We start from the raw sequence: 19591 nt of genomic DNA, 5'->3' as shown, positions 1-19591 counted from the left end.
CAACAAACGCCTCAGGGCCGCGGAACATCCTCGTTTATCTATCAGAGCCCCCTGCCCGATGCCCTTGCTCGAAACCCCGTTCGCCCAGCTCGACCTGATCCGCCAGCCCGAACAGCAGAACGAACCGCTGCAAGCCTTTGACGCCGCAGACGAGTACCTGCTCAATCACCTGGCCGAGCAGCAGCCCGCGGCGAATTCGCGGGTACTGGTGCTGAACGACAGTTTTGGCGCATTGGCCGTCAGCCTGGCAGGCAGGGTCAATGTGACCAGCAGCGGCGATTCGTTCCTGGCCTTGCAGGGGCTGGAAAAGAATCTGGCCCGTAACGGCCAGGCGTTTGACGCCGTGCCCCACGTACCGGCCAGTGAACCCTTTATGGGACCGTTCGACCGGGTGCTGATCCGGGTGCCGAAGACACTGGCATTACTGGAAGAACAACTGATCCGCCTGCAAGGCCAACTGTCGCCCGGCGCCCAGGTGATTGCCGGAGCAATGGTCAAGCATCTGCCGCGTGCGGCCGGCGATCTGCTGGAGCGCTATATTGGCCCGGTGCAGGCCTCGTTGGCGGTAAAAAAAGCCCGGCTGTTGATCGCCACGGCTCAAGCCAAAGCCGCCGTCGAGTCCCCCTACCCGAGCCGTTATCGACTGGATGATCCGGCGATCGAACTGCTCAATCACGCCAACGTGTTCTGCCGTGAAGGCCTGGACATCGGCACACGAGCCTTCTTGCCGCACCTGCCGAAGAACCTCGGCAGCGCAAGGGTCGCCGATCTCGGTTGCGGTAACGGCGTGCTGGCCATCGCCAGTGCCCTGCAAAACCCCGAAGCCCGCTACACGCTGGTCGATGAATCCTTCATGGCGGTGCAATCGGCCGCCGAAAACTGGCGCGCCACGCTGGGTGAGCGGGAGGTGATCGTGCGGGCGGGCGATGGCCTGGCCGGGCAGGAGCCCCAGTCGCTGGATGTGGTGCTGTGCAATCCACCGTTTCACCAACAACAGGTGGTGGGTGACTTCCTCGCCTGGCGGATGTTCCAGCAAGCCCGTGAGGCGCTGGTGGTGGGCGGAGCGCTGTACATCGTCGGCAACCGCCATCTGGGCTATCACAGCAAGCTGGCGCGTTTGTTCCGCGGGGTCGAGCAAGTGGCGGCCACCCCGAAATTCGTGATCCTCAAGGCCCGCAAGTAACACGCAAAAAAACTCTCCAGCTGGAGGGTTTTTTATGCCATAGGGCTTTCAGTGAGTCGTCAGGCCTGCGGCGTTCATGAACATGCGCATCAGGCTGGCCACAATGAACAGCGCGCCGACGCTGCCCGCCCAGATCAAGGCCAACCAGCCGAGCCGCTGCCACAGCGGTTTTTTTTCGGCTTGCTCAATGTCGCGCAGGGAATGTTTGCCGGGCATGGCACATTTCTCCAATAAAGCTCGGATGGCGCCTGTGCTGACGCCATCGCGAGCAGGGGCCTAGTGATAACCATCCTCGTGAGTGACCTTGCCGCGGAACACGTAGTAGCTCCAGAAGGTATACCCCAGGATGAACGGGATGATGAACAGCGTGCCCACCAGCATGAAGCCTTGGCTTTGCGGCGGTGCGGCGGCGTCCCAGATCGAGATCGACGGCGGCACGATGTTCGGCCACAGGCTGATTCCCAGCCCGCTATAACCGAGGAAGATCAATACCAGCGTCAACAGGAATGGCGTGTAGTGTGCATTGCGCGCCACCGCGCGGATCAATCCGTAGAGGGTCACTAGCACCAGGATCGGCACCGGCAGGAACCAGAACAGGTTCGGCAAGGTGAACCAGCGCGCTGCAATCTCGGCGTGGGCCAGAGGAGTCCAGATGCTGACGACACCTATCACCGCCAGCAAGACGAACGCCAAGGGGCGCGCCAGATCGTGCATCTGTTCCTGCAACTTGCCTTCGGTCTTCATGATCAGCCAGGTGCAACCGAGTAAAGCATAGGCCACCACCAGCGCGGCGCCGCAGAACAGGGTGAAGGGGGTCAGCCAATCCAGCGAGCCGCCGGCAAACTGCCGATCGACCACCGGCAGGCCATCGATGAACGCCCCCAGCGCTACGCCCTGGAAGAACGTTGCGGCGATCGAACCGCCGATGAATGCCTTGTCCCACAAATGGCGCTTGTCGTCCTTGGCCTTGAAGCGGAATTCGAACGCCACGCCGCGGAAGATCAGCCCGATCAGCATGAAGATCAGCGGTAGATACAAGGCCGAGAGCACCACCGAATAGGCTAGCGGGAAAGCCCCGAACAACGCCGCACCGCCCAGCACCAGCCAGGTTTCGTTGCCGTCCCAGACCGGGGCGACGGTGTTCATCATCACATCGCGGTCGCTCTTGCCGGGAATGAACGGAAAGAGAATGCCGATACCGAGGTCGAATCCGTCCATGACCACGTACATCATGATGCCGAAGATGATGATCACGGCCCAGATCAGCGGAAGATCAATACCCATGATTCAAATCTCCTTGGTCACGGTGTGGTCGTGATCGGCGTGTTCATCGTCCGCTGCGGACAACGGACGCGCCGGCGTACGTTTCTGGCCGGGACCGCCTTCGTTGGTTTCCTTGCCTTCGTCGATCTTCGGCCCTTTGCGCACCAGGCGCATCATGTAGCCGAGACCTGCACCGAACAGCGCGAAATACACCACCACGAACAGGATCAAGGTGATGCTCATCTGCATGAAACTATGGTTGGAGGACGCATCCGCCGTGCGCATCAGGCCGTAGACCACCCACGGCTGGCGACCGATTTCAGTGGTGAACCACCCGGCGAGGATCGCAATCAACCCGGACGGCCCCATCCACAACGCCAGGTAGAGGAAAGGCCGCGAGGTGTACAGCTTGTCGCGCTTGCGCAGCCACAGGCTCCACAGACCGGTGAAGATCATCAGCAAGCCAAGGCCGACCATGATCCGGAACGACCAGAACACAATGGTCGAATTCGGCCGATCCTCGGGTGGAAATTCCTTGAGCGCCGGTACCTGTTTATCCAGCGAGTGGGTCAGGATCAGGCTGCCCAGGTACGGAATCTCGACGGCGAATTTGGTCTTTTCTTCCTTCATGTCCGGCCAGCCGAACAGGATCAACGGAGTCGCCTCGTCGCCCTTGTTTTCCCAGTGGCCCTCGATCGCGGCGATCTTGGCCGGTTGATGCTCCAGCGTATTGAGGCCATGGAAGTCGCCGATGACCGCCTGGATCGGTGCGACGATCAAGGCCATCCACATCGCCATCGACAACATGGTGCGGATCGCCGGATTGTCCTTGCCGCGCAGCAGATGCCAGGCCGCCGAGGAACCCACGAAGAACGCCGTGGCGACAAACGCCGCCGTCGCCATGTGCATCAAGCGGTACGGAAAGGACGGGTTGAAGATCACCGCCAGCCAGTCGGTGGGAATCACCTGGCCGTTGATGATTTCAAACCCCTGGGGCGTTTGCATCCAGCTGTTGGAGGCGAGAATCCAGAAGGTCGAGATCAGCGTGCCAATGGCGACCATGACCGTGGAGAAGAAGTGCAGGCCGCGTCCGACCTTGTTCCAGCCGAACAGCATGACACCGAGGAAACCGGCTTCGAGGAAGAATGCCGTGAGCACTTCATAGGTCAGCAACGGACCGGTCACCGCGCCGGCGAAGTCCGAGAAGCGGCTCCAGTTGGTGCCGAACTGATAGGCCATGACCAGTCCGGAGACCACACCCATACCGAAATTGACGGCAAAGATCTTCGACCAGAAATGGTAGAGGTCCCGGTAGGTGTCGTTATTGGTTTTCAGCCACAAGCCTTCGAGCACCGCCAGGTAACTCGCCAGGCCGATGGTGATGGCTGGAAACAGGATGTGGAACGAGATAGTGAACGCGAACTGAATTCGGGCGAGATCAAGTGCCTCTAAACCGAACATAAGTCTTCCTCTGTCAGGTAGTACGGCTGCGGGCTCGAAGCCTGCACCCACGGCCCCCACGGATATGGAGTGTGGCGAATCTCTGTTTGTTCTTTTTTTGTACGCATCACAACGCAGGGAGTCTGGCCTCATGGCCGCCGGATCAATTCCTTTTGTCGGTTTTGATCTGGATCAATCAACGATGAAAGAGTAGTCCCATTTACGGGGATGACCCGCGTGGTCTTTTGCCGCGTGACAAGTTGCCTCACGGCTTCAGTCACAGGTTGAAATGAATCAATGGAAGGCAGTGGACCAGAAGTCAGCGGAATCGATGCTTGGCTAACGAAATTTTCCCGCGCCGCAACTTCCTGTTACAGGTTGGTGATAATCTCGACCTTTCCCTCCCCAGACTTGCCTTCAAATGCCCAGCCAAGAGCCCTTGCTGTTACGTCACCATCGTCCTTTCATCGCCTTCTGGCTGGCCCGGGTTTTCACCGCCAGCGGTTTTCAGATGCTCACCGTGGCCATTGGCTGGAACCTCTACCAACTGACCGGCAACGTGCTCGACCTGGGCCTGGTCGGCCTCGTGGAGTTCGCGCCGCGCGTGCTGTTCATGCTGCACACCGGGCACGTTGCCGATCGCTACGACCGGCGCAAGGTCGCGGCCATCTGCCAGTCGCTGCAAGCCCTGATCGCCCTGTCGCTGGCCATCGGCAGCGCGACCGACCATGTCACTCGGGAAATGATCTTCATCCTTGCATTCCTGCTCGGCGCCGCGCGCTCCTTCGAAATGCCGACCACCCAAGCCTTGCTGCCGAGCATCGTGCCCAGCGCACTGTTTCCCCGGGCCGTGGCCGCCGCGCAGTCGGCCCAGCAATCGGCGACCATCGTCGCCCCGGCACTCGGTGGCTTGCTCTACGCCTTCGGCAGCGTCTGGGTGTATGGCCCGACGGTGATCCTGTACATCATCGCCTGCGCACTGATGCTCAACCTGCCCGCCCGACAAACACCTCTGAACAAGGGCAAGGCCACTCTGGATTCACTCCTGGCGGGCATCCGTTTCATCCGCAGTCGCCCGGACATTCTCGGGGCAATCTCCCTTGACCTGTTCGCTGTCCTGCTGGGGGGTGCGACGGCATTGCTGCCGGTGTTCGCCAAGGACATTCTGTTGACGGGCCCGTGGGGCCTGGGCCTGCTGCGTTCGGCACCGGCGGTGGGCGCGCTGCTGATGTCGCTGTTCCTGGCGCGGTTTGCCGTGGAACGCAATGTCGGACGGGTGATGTTCACCGCTGTGGGGGTGTTCGGCGTCGCGACGATCGCCTTTGGCTTGTCGACTTCGTTCTGGTTCTCGCTGGCCGTGCTGGTGGTCCTCGGCGCGGCCGACATGATCAGCATGGTGATCCGCGCCTCGTTCGTGCAACTGGAAACCCCGGACGAAATGCGCGGCCGGGTGAGCGCCGTGAACGGGCTGTTCATTGGCGCTTCGAACCAATTGGGCGAATTCGAATCCGGCCTGACCGCCCACTGGTTCGGCACCGTGCCGGCAGTCGTCATGGGCGGTATCGGCACGCTGGTGGTGACAGGAACCTGGATCAAGCTCTTCCCGACCCTGGCCAACCGCGACCGGATGCATGTGCCGGTGGAAGAGGTAAAGGCCTGAGGCTGTTGCCATCACAATTTTGCCGACCAGGTGCAATACGTAATTAACGCATAGAGTGTAAGGTATCGCCTTACACATTCCCCACGGGAGGCAGAACATGCCCACGCACAACCCGCCGCACCCTGGTGAAACACTATTGATGGATGTATTGCCCGAGTTGGGCATCAGCGTCGCGGAACTTGCCCGGCATCTTGGGTTTGCGCGTCCTCACCTGTCGCGGGTACTGCATGGACATGCACCAGTCAGTCCGGATCTGGCCGTACGCCTGGAGCGCGCTGGAATCGGCAAGGCTCGCATGTGGCTAGGGGTCCAGACCGACTATGACCTATGGCAAGCAGAGCAGCGTGAGCAACCGCCCATCAAACCCATCGCCGCTCACGCATGACGCCGTCTAAATCATCAACTCTCCCGCCACTGCCACCCGCGTGGCTTTGCCACACAACTGTTCCACCAGGATCAGGGCAAACTCCAAAGCGCCACCCGAGCCTTGGGCGGTGATGCAATTGCCGTCGACCACCACCGGTTGATCGACGAAGTTGCAGCCCGACAGTTGATGGCTGGCCGAGGGCAGGCAGGTCATGCGCCGCTGGCGCAGCACGCCGAAGGATTGCAGGGCTGTTGCGGGGGCTTCGGCAATGCCAGCGAACAGGCGACCTGCCGCGGCCTGGTCCTTGATCAGTTGCTGCAGGGGCTGATGGGCGCTCAGATGTTGCGTCCCTGTGGCACCGCCAGGCAGGACGATCAGGTCGAACGGCTGGGCCAGCAGATCCACCAGCATCGCATCGCAGGTCAAGCGCGTACCTCGGGCACAGGTGAGCATGCGCCGTCCCTCGATGCTGGCAACCACTACCTCGACTTTTGCGCGGCGCAATACATCGATCAAGGTCACGGTCTGCAGGTCATCGGCGCCCTCGGCGAGGGTAATCAAGGCTCGAAAGGTCATGGGAACAATCCACAGGAGAATTCTTAAAGCGTAGTCAGCTTTCCTGACGCCTGTTCGGGCCGCCGTCGTTACTTGATGTAAAGCTGGGTCGACAGCGTGTTGCCCGGCGCGTTGATCGAGGTATTGCTGAAGATGAACGTACCTTCCTGCTTACCTGCCAGATTGAAAATGTAAAGGTTGCCGACGATCCTGGTCCTTTGCGAGCAGTCGGTCAGGTTGCCGTTGTCATAAGCGCAAACCGGCGTGCGGGTGCCGTCCACTTCGAAGCCATCGAGCGCGGCATGGGGCTGGCTGCGACCGTAGCCCACTTCCAGCACATAGATCCTGATGTTGGGCCCCGCGTGGTTGCAGCGGGTCTGTGTCTGCCCTTCGTCAATCGTCTCGAAACCACAGCCCGGCGATTCAACCTTGAGCACCTTTACCTGGGTCAACGGCGGTGCCGATGCCGCCGAGGCGGATTGTGCCGCCAGCGCCAGCAGCATCAAGACAGCGGACATGATCGTCAGACGCTTTTTCATCCAATTGCCACCCAAAAAAACCAGCGCGCAGTATGGCGGGTTTGGACTGAACACAAAACATCGACGACGATCACCGCCATAAGCAGCCATAACCCCACGCTGCTGGTATGATGCGCGGCTTTTTCCGGCCCACAGTATTTTCCCAGGCGCGTTCAGCGGTCTGTGCTTTGCTGTTGAGGTCGATACATTCACGGCGCCGGGCGCGCCACGGGGAGCAGACATGCTGGAAAGGCTGTTTCAACTCAAGGCACACAACACCAACGTGCGGACCGAGATTCTGGCGGGCGTCACGACTTTCTTGGCCATGGCCTACATTCTGTTCGTCAACCCGAGCATCCTCGGCGAGACCGGCATGGACAAGGGTGCGGTGTTCGTCGCCACCTGTCTGGCAGCCGCCATCGGCTCCACAGTCATGGGCCTGATCGCCAACTACCCGATCGCGCTCGCGCCGGGCATGGGCCTGAACGCCTTCTTCACCTACACCGTGGTCCTGCACATGGGCCATACCTGGCAAGTGGCGCTGGGGGCGGTGTTCATCTCGGCGGTGTGCTTCTTCCTGTTGTCGATCTTCCGTATCCGGGAATGGATCATCAACAGTATTCCGCTGCCGCTGCGTTCGGCGATTGCGGCCGGTATCGGCCTGTTCCTGGCGCTGATCGCCCTGCACAACGCCGGTATCGTGGTGAGCAACCCGGCGACCATGGTCGGCCTCGGTGACCTCAAGCAACCGGCACCCATCCTCGCCACCCTCGGTTTTGCCCTGATCGTCGCCCTCGAAGCCCTCGCCGTGCGGGGTGCAGTGCTGATCGGTATCCTGGTGGTGACCATCGCTTCCATCGTCATGGGCTTCACCCCGTTCGGCGGCGTCATGTCGATGCCGCCGTCGCTGGCCCCGACCTTCCTGCAATTGGACATCAAGGGCGCACTGGACATCGGTCTGGTCAGCGTGATCTTCGCCTTCCTGTTCGTCGACCTGTTCGACAACTCCGGCACCCTGATCGGCGTCGCCAAGCGCGCCGGGCTGATGGGCAAGGACGGCCACATGCCGAAAATGGGCCGCGCACTGATCGCCGACAGTACCGCCGCAATGGCCGGTTCCCTGCTGGGCACCTCGACCACGACCAGCTACATCGAATCCGCTGCAGGCGTGAGTGCGGGCGGCCGCACCGGCCTGACCGCTGTCGTCGTGGCGATGCTGTTCCTGCTGGCGCTGTTCTTTTCGCCACTGGCCGCCAGCGTTCCCGCGTTCGCCACGGCCCCAGCGCTGCTGTTCGTCGCCGTGCTGATGACATCCGGCCTGGCCGAAATAGACTGGGACGACATCACCGTCGCCGCGCCGGTCGTCATTACCGCGCTGGCCATGCCATTCACTTATTCCATCGCCAATGGCATCGCCTTCGGTTTCATTGCCTGGACCGCCATCAAACTGATGTCCGGTCGTGGCCGTGAGCTGAACCCGGCGCTGGTGATCCTGTCGATTCTGTTCGTGATCAAGCTCGGTTGGTTCAACGCATGACTTTTGATTCCCAGGCCTACACCGTCCAGCTCGAAGAAAAGGTCACACGCCTGCGTGACCTGCTGGCCCCATTCGACGCGCCCGAGCCTGTGGTCTTCGACTCGCCGCTGCAGAACTTCCGCCTGCGTGCCGAATTCCGCCTGTGGCGCGAAGCCGGCGAGCGCCACTACGCAATGTTTTCCCAGGAAGACAAACGCACGCCGATCCTGATCGAAGAGTTCCCGATCGCCAGCCAGCGCATCAATCAATTGATGCCGCAGCTCAAGGCCGCCTGGCAAGCCAGTGCGCCTTTGAGTCACAAGCTGTTCCAGGTGGAGTTTCTGACGACCCTGGCCGGCGATGCGATGATCACCCTGTGTTATCACCGCCCGCTGGACGAGCATTGGCATGCAGCCGCGAGCAAACTGGCGGCGGACCTGAACGTCAGCATCATCGGCCGCTCCAAGGGCAAGCGCGAAGTCATCGGTCACGATTACGTGGTCGAGCAGCTGGAGGTCGGCGGCCGCACCTTCAGCTACCGCCAACCGGAAGGCGCGTTCACCCAGCCCAACGGCACCGTGAACCAGAAGATGCTCAACTGGGCGTACGACGCCCTCGGCGATCGCCCTGACGATTTGCTGGAGTTGTACTGCGGCAACGGCAACTTCACCCTGCCGCTCGCGACCCGAGTGCGCAAGGTGCTGGCCACCGAAATCAGCAAGACCTCGGTCAACGCGGCGTTGAGTAACCTCAGCGAAAACGCTGTGGATAACGTCACGCTGGTGCGTTTGTCCGCCGAAGAGCTGACCGAAGCCTTGAACGAAGTGCGCCCGTTCCGCCGCCTGCAGGGCATCGACCTGAAAAGCTACGAGTTCGGCAGCGTCTTCGTCGACCCGCCTCGCGCCGGCATGGATCCGGACACCTGCGAGTTGACCCGACGCTTCGACAACATCCTCTACATTTCCTGCAACCCGCAAACCCTGGCGGACAACATCGCCCAGTTGCACGACACCCACCGCATCACCCGATGCGCGATGTTCGACCAGTTCCCATGGACGCATCACATGGAATCCGGGGTGTTGTTGACCCGGCGGTGATTGCTGTGGCCACAAACAAATCAGCCGTCATCTCGACGGCTTTTTTGTGGGCGTTCAAACCACGACGTCGACTTTGCGTGGACGTCCACCTTTCCTGCCATTGGCCCTCGCCGCCTCGGCCTTGGCGGCGCTGCTCTGCCGACCGTTGCGCGAAGCAATCACCGAAGCCGCCATCGCCATCAATGGCTCGCTGGCCGAGATCATTCCGGCGATAGAGATCTGCAGGTCCTTGCCTTCGTGGCAGAGCGCGGTGCCGGTAAAACCCACCTCGAAACCAGCAAAATCCTCGATCTCGAATCCATCGAACTCAGGGTAGTTTCCAACTGGCAGCAACACCCCGCTGCCATCTTCGAAGCTGACCGCCAGACACGGAGCCTGAAAGGTGACCGACGTCGCCTGCAGCCCGCTGCTTTGGCGAGACTTGCCTCGTTCAATCGCTCGATCAAGGCGGGCCTCTGTCACCGGCCGATCTACCTGGACCTTGGCTTTTACCGTTTTCATAACTCGATCTCCACACATTCCTGTGCACCTATCAGGGATAACCGCGTCCTGTTCGTTTGCGGCTCATACAAAGCCGAACCAATCATGTTGGTGGTACTGACAATCCTCTTCACCACAACGACCTCTCCGGTTTGCCAATCCCACAATTGATTATCAAGGCAGGCCGTTTGCAGTTTTCGCCACCAGATGCGACGAGCACGCAGCAAATGGGCAGGCAGCTTGAGCGATTGGCGCAACCCCTCAAGTACCGCAATCGGTGGCCTGCGCGAGAGTGGAACCACATCCCAGATGTTCGACACCGTTGTGCCAAAAGCTGAATCTGAATCGCGCACTCCACGCGCCTGCCTCCACATGTGCGTGAGGAGGACAATGTTCATCACGCAACATGATCACCACCGAGAGCCCTTTGTAGCTGCATATCTTCATGCTAACCCATCCGTTAGGTTAATGAGTCGAAAGATTCGACATTCCTGGGGAAAACTGACGACCGGCGCCTCGAACACTCAATCGTCAATACGCCTCTGAGACTAGCGTTCAGCGGCGCCCTGGGCCGATGGAGGCCCCGGCAAAATCGTAAGCATTGCTTTCACGCACCCCACAAAAAAAGCCGTCGCTGGGACGGCTGTCTTTTGAAGGTCCTGCATCTCCCTGAAATACTGATTTAATGCGTTCATTTGATCCCCGGTGCAATCAATCATGCAGCGACAATTCGACGATCTTCAACTGGGCAGCATCGAGCTTTTTTGCCTGGCTGCCGAAGCAGGCAGCTTCACTGCCGCCGCACTGGTGGCGGGCGTCACACCGGCCGCGGTGAGCCGTTCGGTGTCGCGTATGGAAGAACGCCTTGGCGTGCGGTTGTTTGCACGCACCACCCGCAGCGTCAAGCTGACCGACAGCGGTCGGCGCTACTACGAAGAATGCCGCCAGGCATTGGCGCAACTGGTCGAAGCCCAGCGCGAGGTCATGGGCCAGCAACAGGTACCTTCAGGAACCTTGCGCATCAGCATCCCGACCACTTATGCCCACCACCGCATCCTGCCGTTGCTGCCGGCCTTTCGCGCGCGCTTTCCGGCGGTGAAGGTCGAGTCGCACATCAGTAATCGCAACATCGATTTCGTCGGCGAAGGTTATGACATGGCGATCCGTGTGCGCGCTATTCCGGACTCCGGCCTGATCGCCCGGCAGCTTGAAGATGCCGCGCTGGTGATGATTGCCAGCCCCGAATACCTCAAGCGGGCCGGCACGCCGCAAACCCTCGACGACCTGCAACAGCACGAGTGCATTCAATACGAACTGCCCAGCAGCGGCCGGCGCATTGCCTGGTTGTTCAATGACGGTGGCATACAGCGCGAAATTCTTGCCGAGGGCAACTTCAGTTGTTCCGACGATGTATTGGGTGGCGTGACCCTGGCGAAACATGGTGCGGGGTTGTTCCAGACCTATCGATTTATCGTCGAGAAGGAACTGGCCAATGGCTCGCTGGTGGAAGTGCTCAAACCTTATGGGGGGCGTTCGCGGCCGTTTACCCTGCTCTACCCGCAAAGTCGTCATATGCCCCTGCGGTTGCGCGCGTTCATCGACTTTCTGGTGGAGCAGTTGCCACGCTGAAACGAAACCGTCCGATCACCGCACACAAAAGGACCGTATACAGGCGGTCCAATTGACCAAATTAACCATCTGGTACATTTTATCTCCACAGGCCGAGACCTTGGCCAACGCCAAAAATAATAAGTGGAGAAACCTTGATGTCCCCTATCATTCTGGTGCTCAACGGCCCGAATCTGAACCTGCTTGGTACCCGTGAACCGGCGACTTACGGCCACGAAACCCTGGCTGATATTTCCGCCATGTGTGGCCGAGCCGCCGAAGAGTTCGACCTGGCGGTGGAGTTTCGCCAGACCAACCACGAAGGCGAACTGCTCGACTGGATTCATGCCGCCCGCGGCCGTTGTGCCGGGATAGTGATCAACCCGGCCGCCTGGACGCACACTTCGGTGGCGATCCGCGATGCGCTGGTCGCCAGCGAACTGCCGGTGATCGAAGTGCACCTGTCCAACGTGCATGCCCGTGAGCAATTTCGGCACCACTCCTTCGTCTCGGGCATTGCTACGGCGGTAATGGCCGGTTTTGGCAGCCATGGCTATCGCCTGGCACTGGAGCATTTCAGCCAACGTCTGAAGGGGTGAGCGTGATGAGCAAGAATCAAACCGTACTGGCAGGCCTGATCGGCGCCGGCATCCAGGCTTCCCGCACCCCTGCCCTGCACGAGCATGAAGGCGATGCCCAGGATTTGCGTTATCTGTATCGCCTGATCGATCTCGATCAACTGCAACTCGACAGCAACGCCCTGCCCGAGCTGCTGCTGGCTGCCGAACGCATGAACTTCACCGGCCTGAACATCACCTTTCCGTGCAAGCAGGCGATCATCCCGCTGCTCGACGAACTGTCGCCAGAAGCCCGTGGCATTGGCGCGGTGAACACCGTGGTGTTGAAAGACGGCAAACGCATCGGCCATAACACCGATTGCCTGGGGTTTGCCGAAGGTTTTCGGCGTGGCTTGCAAGGCGTTGCCGTTGAGCGCGTCGTACAAATGGGCGCCGGCGGCGCTGGTGCGGCAGTGGCCCACGCGTTGTTGAGCGAAGGCGTACAACAACTGAGCATTTTCGATGTGGAAATCAGCCGCGCACAGAGCCTGGCGGACAACCTCAATCAGCATTTCGGCAGTAACCGCGCGGTGGCCGGTCATGACCTGGCATTGACCCTGGCCGAGGCTGATGGCCTGGTCAACACCACGCCCATGGGCATGAAAAAACTGCCAGGCATGCCGGTGCCGGTCGAGTTGCTTCGGGCTGAGTTGTGGGTGGCGGAGATTGTCTATTTCCCGCTGGAAACCGAACTGCTGCGTAATGCCCGCGCCCTGGGCTGCCGAACGCTGGATGGCGGTAACATGGCGGTGTTCCAGGCGGTAAAGGCATTCGAATTGTTCAGCGGCGTGGTGCCGGATGCGCAGCGGATGCTGGCGCATTTTCAGAGCATGAATGGTTAAAGATCAAAAGATCGCAGCCTTCGGCAGCTCCTACAAGGCTGCGATTTTTTCAGGCCTGCAGATATCGCAGGACCGACTCGCAAATCATCTCCCGATGACGCTGCTTGATGCTCTCGTCCGGCAAGTCGATCTGAAAGATCTCGCCGAAAGTGTGGCGGTTCGACACGCGATAGAAGCAGAACGAACTGATCAGCAAATGCACATCCAACGGATCAAGCCCTGTGCGGAACAGCCCTTGCTCGGCACCGCGACGCAGGATCTCGCCCAGTGAATCAAGGATGGTGTTGTTCATGGCCTTGATTGCATCGGAGCGTTTCACGTATTCGGCGTTGTGAATGTTCTCGATGCTGACGATGCGCACGAAATCGACGTTGCGGTCATGGTGATCGAAGGTGAACTCCACCAGCCGCCGAATCGCCTCGACGGGCGGCAGTTCCGCCAGGTGCAGCCGGTTTTCGGTATTGCGGATATCGCCGTAGAGCTTCTCCAGCACCTCGACGTAGAGCTGTTCCTTACTGCCGAAGTAGTAATAGATCATGCGCTTGGACGTGTGGATGCGCTCGGCGATGGCATCGACTCGAGCCCCGGAAAGCCCTTGCTGAACGAACTCGACAATCGCCTCCTGCAGGATGTTCTCGCGGGTTTTTTCCGGATTGTTCTTGCGACTCTTGCGCGGTTCGGCAACCGGTTGATCGGGTGCTGCGGAGAGTTCTGAAGTCATTGTCATTGCGGGCTCACGGCCATCACTGCACAGGCTGGCGATTATGAGCCGCGCCGCACAGTGAAGGAAGCCGTGCGGCAGCGGTTTGTCGGTGTGGTTACGATTTTCCTACAACTTTGTCTGACGCACCGCACCGCTGCGGGATTTGGCCATGGCTGCCAGGCGCACCGCCACGTTGGCCGCGCCGTAACCGGCATAACCGTTCTTGCGCTGAATGATCTCGAAGAAGAACCGCCCTTCGAACGGTTCGGTGTACACGTGGAACAGCTCACCGCCCTGGGCATCACGGTCGTACAGCACGTTGTAATAGGCCAGTTCGCTGAGAAACTCGTCGTCAAAATCGAAGCGCGCCGCCAGGTCATCGTAGTAGTTGAGCGGAATATCCAGCAGCGGCACGCCCGCCGCCTTGGCGCGACTGACTTCGGCAAAGATGTCATCGCAATCAAACGCGATGTGGTGCACGCCGGAGCCGCGATAACTCGACAACGCGTGTGAGATGGCGGTGTTGCGGTTTTCGGAGATATTCAGTGGCAGGCGAATCGAACTGTCACGGCTGCGCAGCGCGCGGCTCTTCACCAGACCATAAGGATCTGGCAGCACCACTTCGTCATCGGCCTCGAAGTCCAGCAGGCTCTTGTAGAACAGCACCCAACTGTCGAGGCTGTCGGCGGGCAGCGCCATGGCCATGTGGTCGATGCGCTTGAGGCCACCGCCGGTCACTACGGCCGGTTGCAGGTTGAAGTCGGTACCATAGACATCGGCGTCTTGATCGACGAGGTAGATCAGGCTGCCATCCGGCGCGCGCACGGCGGCCAGTTCCAATTCATTGGGACCGACCAATCCGCGATACGGCTGGCCTTTGTAGGCCACGGCCCTGGCCAGCGCGCTGGCACTGTCCTTGACTCGCACGGCGGTGGCGCACAACGATGGACCATGGGCCTCGAAGAAACTGTGGGCGAACGAGTACGGTTCGGAGTTGAGGATCAGGTTGATATCGCCCTGGCGCAGCAGGCTGACGCTCTTGGAGCGATGCTCCCCGGCCTTGACGAAACCCAGCCGCTCCAGCCAATGGGAGAGCTTGGCGCCGAGGCTTTCGTCCACGGCGAACTCGAGAAACTCGATGCCGTTGTATTCGCTGGCCTTCGGCGTCTCGAACAGAATCTCGGGGTTGGCCGTTGGTTTGGCTTCCTGGGCCAGGCGCTCGCGGGTTTTCTCTTCCAGGTACAGCAACGAGCGCAAACCGTCGGCAGCGTTGGCTCGAGGCGGCGCGGCGCGGAAACCGTCGTTGAAGATCTCCAGCGACAGTGGCCCGGTATAGCCACTCTTGATGATCGGCGCGAGGAAACCCGGCAAATCGAATTCGCCCTGGCCCGGGAAGCAGCGGAAATGCCGGCTCCACTCCAGCACGTCCATGGCCAGGATCGGGGCATCGGCCATTTGCACGAAGAAAATCTTGTCACCGGGAATCTCGGCGATGGCGCTCGGGTCGCCCTTGAGCGACAGCGTATGGAAGCTGTCGAGCAATACGCCGAGGCTCGGATGATCGGCCTGACGGACGATGTTCCACACCTGTTGCCAGGTATTGACGTGGCGTCCCCAGGCGAGCGCTTCGTAACCGATACGCAGGCCTCGCGCGCCGGCGCGTTCGGCCAGCAGGCGCAAGTCGTCGACCAGGATCTGTTCATCACCGATGGAGTCGGCCGAGGCGTTGCTGCACACCAGCACCAGGTCGGTGCCCAGCTCCTGCATCAGGTCGAACTTGCGCTCGGCCCGCTCAAGGTTGCGCGACAGACGGTCACGGCGGCAGCCTTCAAAATCCCGAAATGGTTGAAACAGCGTGATGGCGATCCCGAGATCGGCGCACATCTGTTTAATTTCTCGCGGGCTGCCGTCGTAGTAGAGAAGGTCATTCTCGAAGATCTCCACGCCGTCGAAACCGGCGGCGGCAATGGCTTCGAGTTTTTCCGGCAGGGTACCGCTCAAGGACACGGTGGCAATGGAACGCTGCATATTTCGACTCCCGGTGATGGAGGCAATCTTGTTAGGGGTATCGCACGCTTGTTGCAGCGGCCCCGCTGCCGGGAATGGCGGTCTCACGGACGCCATCGCCGGCAAGCCGGGCTCCTACAGGGATTGCGTTTAGCTTTGAATGAATTATTGGCCTGGCGATCCCCCACGGCAATTCAAAGTGTACTATCCAGTTAGTTTTTCGTGCGATTATCGAACAAAATGGCCGTTAGCGAATTGACGATTTTTCGTCCACTGCGCAACATCAACACCACATTGGGTCCGGTCATGAATCATCGGTTCCAGTTAACAAGACCCTGAACACCACATAAAAATTTCAAAAAACGGGTATACGCTCATGCGCTCATTAAACGCCTTGCTCGATTACACCACCGTCATTACGCCTTGCCTGGCGTCCATCCGAACCCCGCGCACCGCTGGCACCCACGTGCCGCTCGCTGAATAACTCGTCAGCCGACGAACACAGCCGATCAGTCCAACCGCGCCCGTCGCCCTCGATTGATCACGCGCCCTTGAAGTCCCGACGAGCTTCGCTTGTCAGTCATTGAACGGATGGCACAGATGAATCCTACACATAGCTCACGCATGGCTCCGGCCATGAGCGCTGCCACTGGCGGCATCGGCGACAAGATCCGCGGCGCCATGGCTGTCGGCAAAACCCGTTGGGGCATGCTGGCGCTGGTGTTTTTCGCCACCACCCTGAACTACATCGACCGCGCCGCCCTGGGCGTCATGCAGCCAATCCTGGCCAAGGAAATGAGCTGGACGGCGATGGACTACGCCAACATCAACTTCTGGTTCCAGGTCGGCTACGCCATCGGATTCGTGCTGCAAGGCCGCCTGATCGACCGGGTCGGCGTCAAGCGCGTGTTCTTCTGCGCCGTGCTGCTCTGGAGCCTGGCGACCGGCGCCCACGGCCTGGCCACTTCGGCGGTCGGCTTCATGGTCTGCCGCTTCATCCTCGGCCTGACCGAAGCCGCCAACTACCCGGCCTGCGTGAAGACTACGCGCCTGTGGTTCCCGGCCGGCGAGCGCGCGGTGGCCACCGGTATTTTCAACGCCGGGACCAACGTCGGCGCCATGTTCACACCGATGTTGCTGCCACTGATTCTCCACGTGTGGGGCTGGCAGGCGGCGTTCCTGTGCATGTCGGCACTGGGCGGGATCTGGCTGGTATTCTGGGGCCTGAAGTACTTCAACCCGGAAGATCACCCTCGCGTCAAACAGTCGGAACTGGACTACATCCAGAACGAAGTGGAACCGGAACAAGTCCGCGTACCCTTCTCGAAAATCCTGCGCATGCGCGGCACCTGGGCCTTCGCCCTTGCCTACTCGATCACAGCGCCGGTGTTCTGGTTCTACCTGTACTGGCTGCCACCGTTTCTCAACCAGCAATACAACCTGGGCATCAACGTGACCCAGATGGGCATCCCGCTGATCATCATCTACCTCACCGCCGACTTCGGCAGTGTCGGTGGCGGGATCCTCTCCTCGTTCCTGATCGGCCGCGGCGTCAATCCGATCAAGGCGCGCCTGATGTCCATGTTCCTGTTCGCCTGCTGCATCATCGGCGTGATCATGGCGGCCGGCTCCAGCAACCTGTGGGTCGCAGTGGCCGCCATTTCCCTGGCCATCGGTGCGCACCAGGCCTGGACCGCGAACATCTGGAGCCTGGTGATGGACTACACGCCCAAGCACATGATGAGCACGGTGTTCGGTTTCGGCGGCATGTGTGCGGCGATTGGCGGGATGTTCATGACCCAGCTGGTCGGCCACATCCTGACTGTCACCAACAACAACTACACCGTGCTGTTCACCCTGATCCCGGCGATGTACTTCATCGCGCTGATCTGGATGTACTTCATGGCCCCGCGCAAGATTCCGAAAGTAGAAGGCTGATGTTCCCTCGGCGCAGGCCCGGTTTCGGGCCTGCGCTTTTTTTTGCCTGTTGTTCAGGAGCGATCAGCGACGGCTTTGCTGCCAGGCCGCCGCCAGGCCACTGCAGCAGATCACGGCGATCCCGACGACGGTGGTCAGGGTCGGCGTGTGGGAAAACAGCAGCCAGCCCAGCAGGCCGGCAAACACGATCTGACAGTAGCTGAAAGGCGCCAGCAAGGCTGGCGCCGCATGCCGGAAGGCCTGGGTCAGGAACAGGTGCGCCGTCATCCCGCAGGCACCCAGCGCCAGCATCATCGCGCCGTGCAGCAAGGTCGGTACCTGCCAGAAGAACGGCACCAGCGCACTCATGACCAGGGTGTTGCACAGCCCGGCAAAGAAGTTGCTGGTGGTCGGGCTGTCGATCTCACTGAGCTTGCGGGTCAGCAATTGGTAGAAGCAGAAAAACAACGCCGAGCACAACGGCAACAACACCGCCGGGGTGAACAGATCACCACCGGGGTGCACGATGATCAGCACCCCTATAAACCCGCAGATCACCGCCAGCCATTGGCCACGGGTGACCTTCTCCCCCAGCAACGGCACCGACAGCGCGGTCACCAGCACCGGTGCCAGGAAGTTCACCGACGTTGCCTCGGCCAGCGGGATGTACATCAATCCCGTGGTGAAAAACAGGCTGGTGCCCAGCAGGCACAAGGCCCGAATCAGTTGCAGCAACGGCCGCTTGGTACGCAGCACGCGCAGCCCGGATTGCGGCAGGAATATCCCGGCCATCAGCAAGGTGTGCACCACATAACGCGCCCAGACCACCATGACAATCGGATAGAACCCGGAAAGGTACTTCGACAGGGCGTCATGGCTGGAAAACAGGAAGGTTGCGACAACGATCAGCAGGATCCCTTTGAAGGGCTGATTGACGCCGGAAAGCGGGGTGCTGACGGTCATTGGGGTTCCTTGTTCAAATCAAAAGCGTCGCGGGACCTATGTCAGCCGCGCCAGCAATTCACGGGTTTTGCTCAATGCCATCTGCGCCCGATCCAGCCCGCTCACGCCCTGCTCCAGCAGTTGCACGGTGGGAATCTCCAGGCTCAATGGAATGTTAGCCGGCAAACACCGCAACAGCCCCGGCAGATCACAATCGCCATCGCCGGGAAAACGCCGTTCATTACGCGCCTGCCGCAAGATCTCTGCCATGTCGGCCGGCCTGGGCCCCGCCACGTCGCACAACTGCGCATACCGTAACCGCGAGGGGGCAACCCTGGCCAGATCTTCCAGCCGCGACCCGGAGCGATCGAAGTGAAAGGCGTCGACCAGCACCGCCGCATTTTCACGCCCCGCCCTTTCGACGATGCGCACGGCTTGCTGCAGATCGCGCGCGTCGGTCCAGGGCATGAACTCCAGGTGCGGGTGCAGCCCGTAAGGCGCCGCCAGATCACACAGCCTGGCGAAATTCTCGGTCATTCGCTGCTCGTCAGGATCGTTGCCGGCCACCAGCAATTCAGTGGCACCGAATTCGGCGCCCACCGCCAGCACTTGCTCGAAATCGGCCACCAGGGTGTCCGGTTTCAGCCGCAGGATTTCCACATCCAGGACACGAATGCCGGTGTCACGCAGACGCGCCAGGGTCTGGCGCCGCAGATCGCCATCCGCCACCAGCGCGAAATGGTGTTCCTGCGGCGTCGCCGGCACCAGGCGCAAGCCAACATGGCTGTAACCGGCCCGCGCCGCGACCTCGACCATGTCCGGTGGTGACAACTCCAGCACGGTAAGACTGGCCAGGGAAAAGATTCGTTCACTCAT

General features: G+C 60.5%; 19 protein-coding genes and 1 pseudogene. 9 read left to right on the top strand and 11 right to left on the bottom strand.

Going from position 1 to position 19591, the window contains the following annotated elements; all coding sequences use genetic code 11:
* Window positions 1–58: 58 nt before the first annotated feature.
* Window positions 59–1183: a methyltransferase gene (locus NPS56_RS10255; protein WP_274074514.1), complete on the top strand. Its 1125-nt coding sequence runs from the start codon at window positions 59–61 to the stop codon at window positions 1181–1183.
* Between the two features lie 48 nt (window positions 1184–1231).
* On the opposite strand, the gene NPS56_RS10250 is transcribed toward NPS56_RS10255, so the two are convergent.
* Genes NPS56_RS10250 through NPS56_RS10240 form a run of 3 tightly spaced genes read right to left on the bottom strand, consistent with a single transcriptional unit; the run spans window position 1232 to window position 3907 of the window.
* Window positions 1232–1399 (bottom strand): DUF2474 domain-containing protein, encoded by a 168-nt coding sequence (locus tag NPS56_RS10250; RefSeq protein ID WP_274074513.1) that lies wholly within the window; start codon window positions 1397–1399, stop codon window positions 1232–1234.
* Between the two features lie 60 nt (window positions 1400–1459).
* Window positions 1460–2467: a cytochrome d ubiquinol oxidase subunit II gene (gene cydB / locus NPS56_RS10245; protein ID WP_274074512.1), complete on the bottom strand. Its 1008-nt coding sequence runs from the start codon at window positions 2465–2467 to the stop codon at window positions 1460–1462.
* Window positions 2468–2470: 3 nt separating this feature from the next.
* Complete coding sequence (locus NPS56_RS10240) at window positions 2471–3907, bottom strand: cytochrome ubiquinol oxidase subunit I (RefSeq protein WP_274074511.1); 1437 nt, start codon at window positions 3905–3907, stop codon at window positions 2471–2473.
* Between the two features lie 400 nt (window positions 3908–4307).
* Here NPS56_RS10240 and NPS56_RS10235 point away from each other — a divergent pair, with 400 nt between their 5' ends.
* Window positions 4308–5546 carry an MFS transporter gene (locus tag NPS56_RS10235; protein WP_274074510.1) on the top strand — a complete coding sequence of 413 codons (1239 nt, stop codon included), beginning with the start codon at window positions 4308–4310 and terminating at the stop codon, window positions 5544–5546.
* A gap of 97 nt (window positions 5547–5643) precedes the next feature.
* Window positions 5644–5931 carry a HigA family addiction module antitoxin gene (locus tag NPS56_RS10230; RefSeq protein WP_274074509.1) on the top strand — a complete coding sequence of 96 codons (288 nt, stop codon included), beginning with the start codon at window positions 5644–5646 and terminating at the stop codon, window positions 5929–5931.
* A gap of 6 nt (window positions 5932–5937) precedes the next feature.
* Here the strand turns inward: NPS56_RS10230 and NPS56_RS10225 are convergent, their stop codons facing one another.
* Both NPS56_RS10225 and NPS56_RS10220 read right to left on the bottom strand, forming a co-directional pair.
* Complete coding sequence (locus NPS56_RS10225; RefSeq protein WP_274074508.1) at window positions 5938–6489, bottom strand: DJ-1 family glyoxalase III; 552 nt, start codon at window positions 6487–6489, stop codon at window positions 5938–5940.
* 68 nt (window positions 6490–6557) lie between these two features.
* Window positions 6558–7007 carry a DUF4879 domain-containing protein gene (locus tag NPS56_RS10220; protein ID WP_274074605.1) on the bottom strand — a complete coding sequence of 150 codons (450 nt, stop codon included), beginning with the start codon at window positions 7005–7007 and terminating at the stop codon, window positions 6558–6560.
* A 220-nt stretch (window positions 7008–7227) separates the two neighbouring features.
* On the opposite strand from NPS56_RS10220, the gene NPS56_RS10215 reads away from it, so the two are divergent.
* Window positions 7228–8523 carry an NCS2 family permease gene (locus tag NPS56_RS10215; RefSeq protein ID WP_274074507.1) on the top strand — a complete coding sequence of 432 codons (1296 nt, stop codon included), beginning with the start codon at window positions 7228–7230 and terminating at the stop codon, window positions 8521–8523.
* On the top strand, window positions 8520–9599 hold the full coding sequence (gene trmA / locus NPS56_RS10210; protein WP_274074506.1) for a tRNA (uridine(54)-C5)-methyltransferase TrmA: 1080 nt from the start codon (window positions 8520–8522) through the stop codon (window positions 9597–9599). Before NPS56_RS10215 ends, trmA begins: the two co-directional genes overlap by 4 nt.
* A 54-nt stretch (window positions 9600–9653) precedes the next feature.
* Here the strand turns inward: trmA and NPS56_RS10205 are convergent, their stop codons facing one another.
* Both NPS56_RS10205 and NPS56_RS10200 read right to left on the bottom strand, forming a co-directional pair.
* Window positions 9654–10100: a DUF2442 domain-containing protein gene (locus NPS56_RS10205; protein WP_274074505.1), complete on the bottom strand. Its 447-nt coding sequence runs from the start codon at window positions 10098–10100 to the stop codon at window positions 9654–9656.
* A pseudogene (locus tag NPS56_RS10200) lies at window positions 10097–10526 on the bottom strand (DUF4160 domain-containing protein). The gene NPS56_RS10205 and the pseudogene NPS56_RS10200 overlap by 4 nt, the downstream one beginning before the upstream one ends.
* A 270-nt stretch (window positions 10527–10796) precedes the next feature.
* Here NPS56_RS10200 and NPS56_RS10195 point away from each other — a divergent pair.
* The 3 genes from NPS56_RS10195 (at window position 10797) to NPS56_RS10185 (ending at window position 13146) form a co-directional block, all read left to right on the top strand.
* A complete protein-coding gene (locus NPS56_RS10195) occupies window positions 10797–11708 on the top strand; it encodes a LysR family transcriptional regulator (protein WP_274074504.1) in 912 nt (303 codons plus the stop codon).
* Window positions 11709–11845: 137 nt separating this feature from the next.
* Window positions 11846–12286 (top strand): type II 3-dehydroquinate dehydratase, encoded by a 441-nt coding sequence (gene aroQ / locus NPS56_RS10190; RefSeq protein ID WP_274074503.1) that lies wholly within the window; start codon window positions 11846–11848, stop codon window positions 12284–12286.
* Between the two features lie 5 nt (window positions 12287–12291).
* Window positions 12292–13146, top strand: coding sequence for a shikimate dehydrogenase (locus NPS56_RS10185; RefSeq protein WP_274074502.1), 855 nt, complete (start codon window positions 12292–12294; stop codon window positions 13144–13146).
* A 49-nt stretch (window positions 13147–13195) separates the two neighbouring features.
* On the opposite strand, the gene NPS56_RS10180 is transcribed toward NPS56_RS10185, so the two are convergent.
* Both NPS56_RS10180 and quiC read right to left on the bottom strand, forming a co-directional pair.
* Window positions 13196–13873, bottom strand: coding sequence for a TetR/AcrR family transcriptional regulator (locus NPS56_RS10180; protein ID WP_274074501.1), 678 nt, complete (start codon window positions 13871–13873; stop codon window positions 13196–13198).
* A gap of 102 nt (window positions 13874–13975) precedes the next feature.
* Complete coding sequence (gene quiC, locus NPS56_RS10175) at window positions 13976–15877, bottom strand: 3-dehydroshikimate dehydratase QuiC (protein WP_274074500.1); 1902 nt, start codon at window positions 15875–15877, stop codon at window positions 13976–13978.
* A gap of 579 nt (window positions 15878–16456) precedes the next feature.
* Here quiC and NPS56_RS10170 point away from each other — a divergent pair.
* Complete coding sequence (locus NPS56_RS10170) at window positions 16457–17794, top strand: MFS transporter (protein ID WP_406591190.1); 1338 nt, start codon at window positions 16457–16459, stop codon at window positions 17792–17794.
* 63 nt (window positions 17795–17857) lie between these two features.
* On the opposite strand, the gene NPS56_RS10165 is transcribed toward NPS56_RS10170, so the two are convergent.
* Both NPS56_RS10165 and NPS56_RS10160 read right to left on the bottom strand, forming a co-directional pair.
* Window positions 17858–18736: a DMT family transporter gene (locus NPS56_RS10165; protein WP_046815761.1), complete on the bottom strand. Its 879-nt coding sequence runs from the start codon at window positions 18734–18736 to the stop codon at window positions 17858–17860.
* A gap of 36 nt (window positions 18737–18772) precedes the next feature.
* Window positions 18773–19591, bottom strand: a complete 819-nt coding sequence (locus NPS56_RS10160; protein WP_274074499.1) for a sugar phosphate isomerase/epimerase family protein — start codon at window positions 19589–19591, stop codon at window positions 18773–18775.

The sequence above is a fragment of the Pseudomonas putida genome (genome assembly GCF_028682635.1).
Lineage (GTDB): Bacteria > Pseudomonadota > Gammaproteobacteria > Pseudomonadales > Pseudomonadaceae > Aquipseudomonas > Aquipseudomonas putida_AE.
Note: the sequence above shows the minus strand (reverse complement) of the source record. Positions and strands in the feature narration are given on the sequence as shown.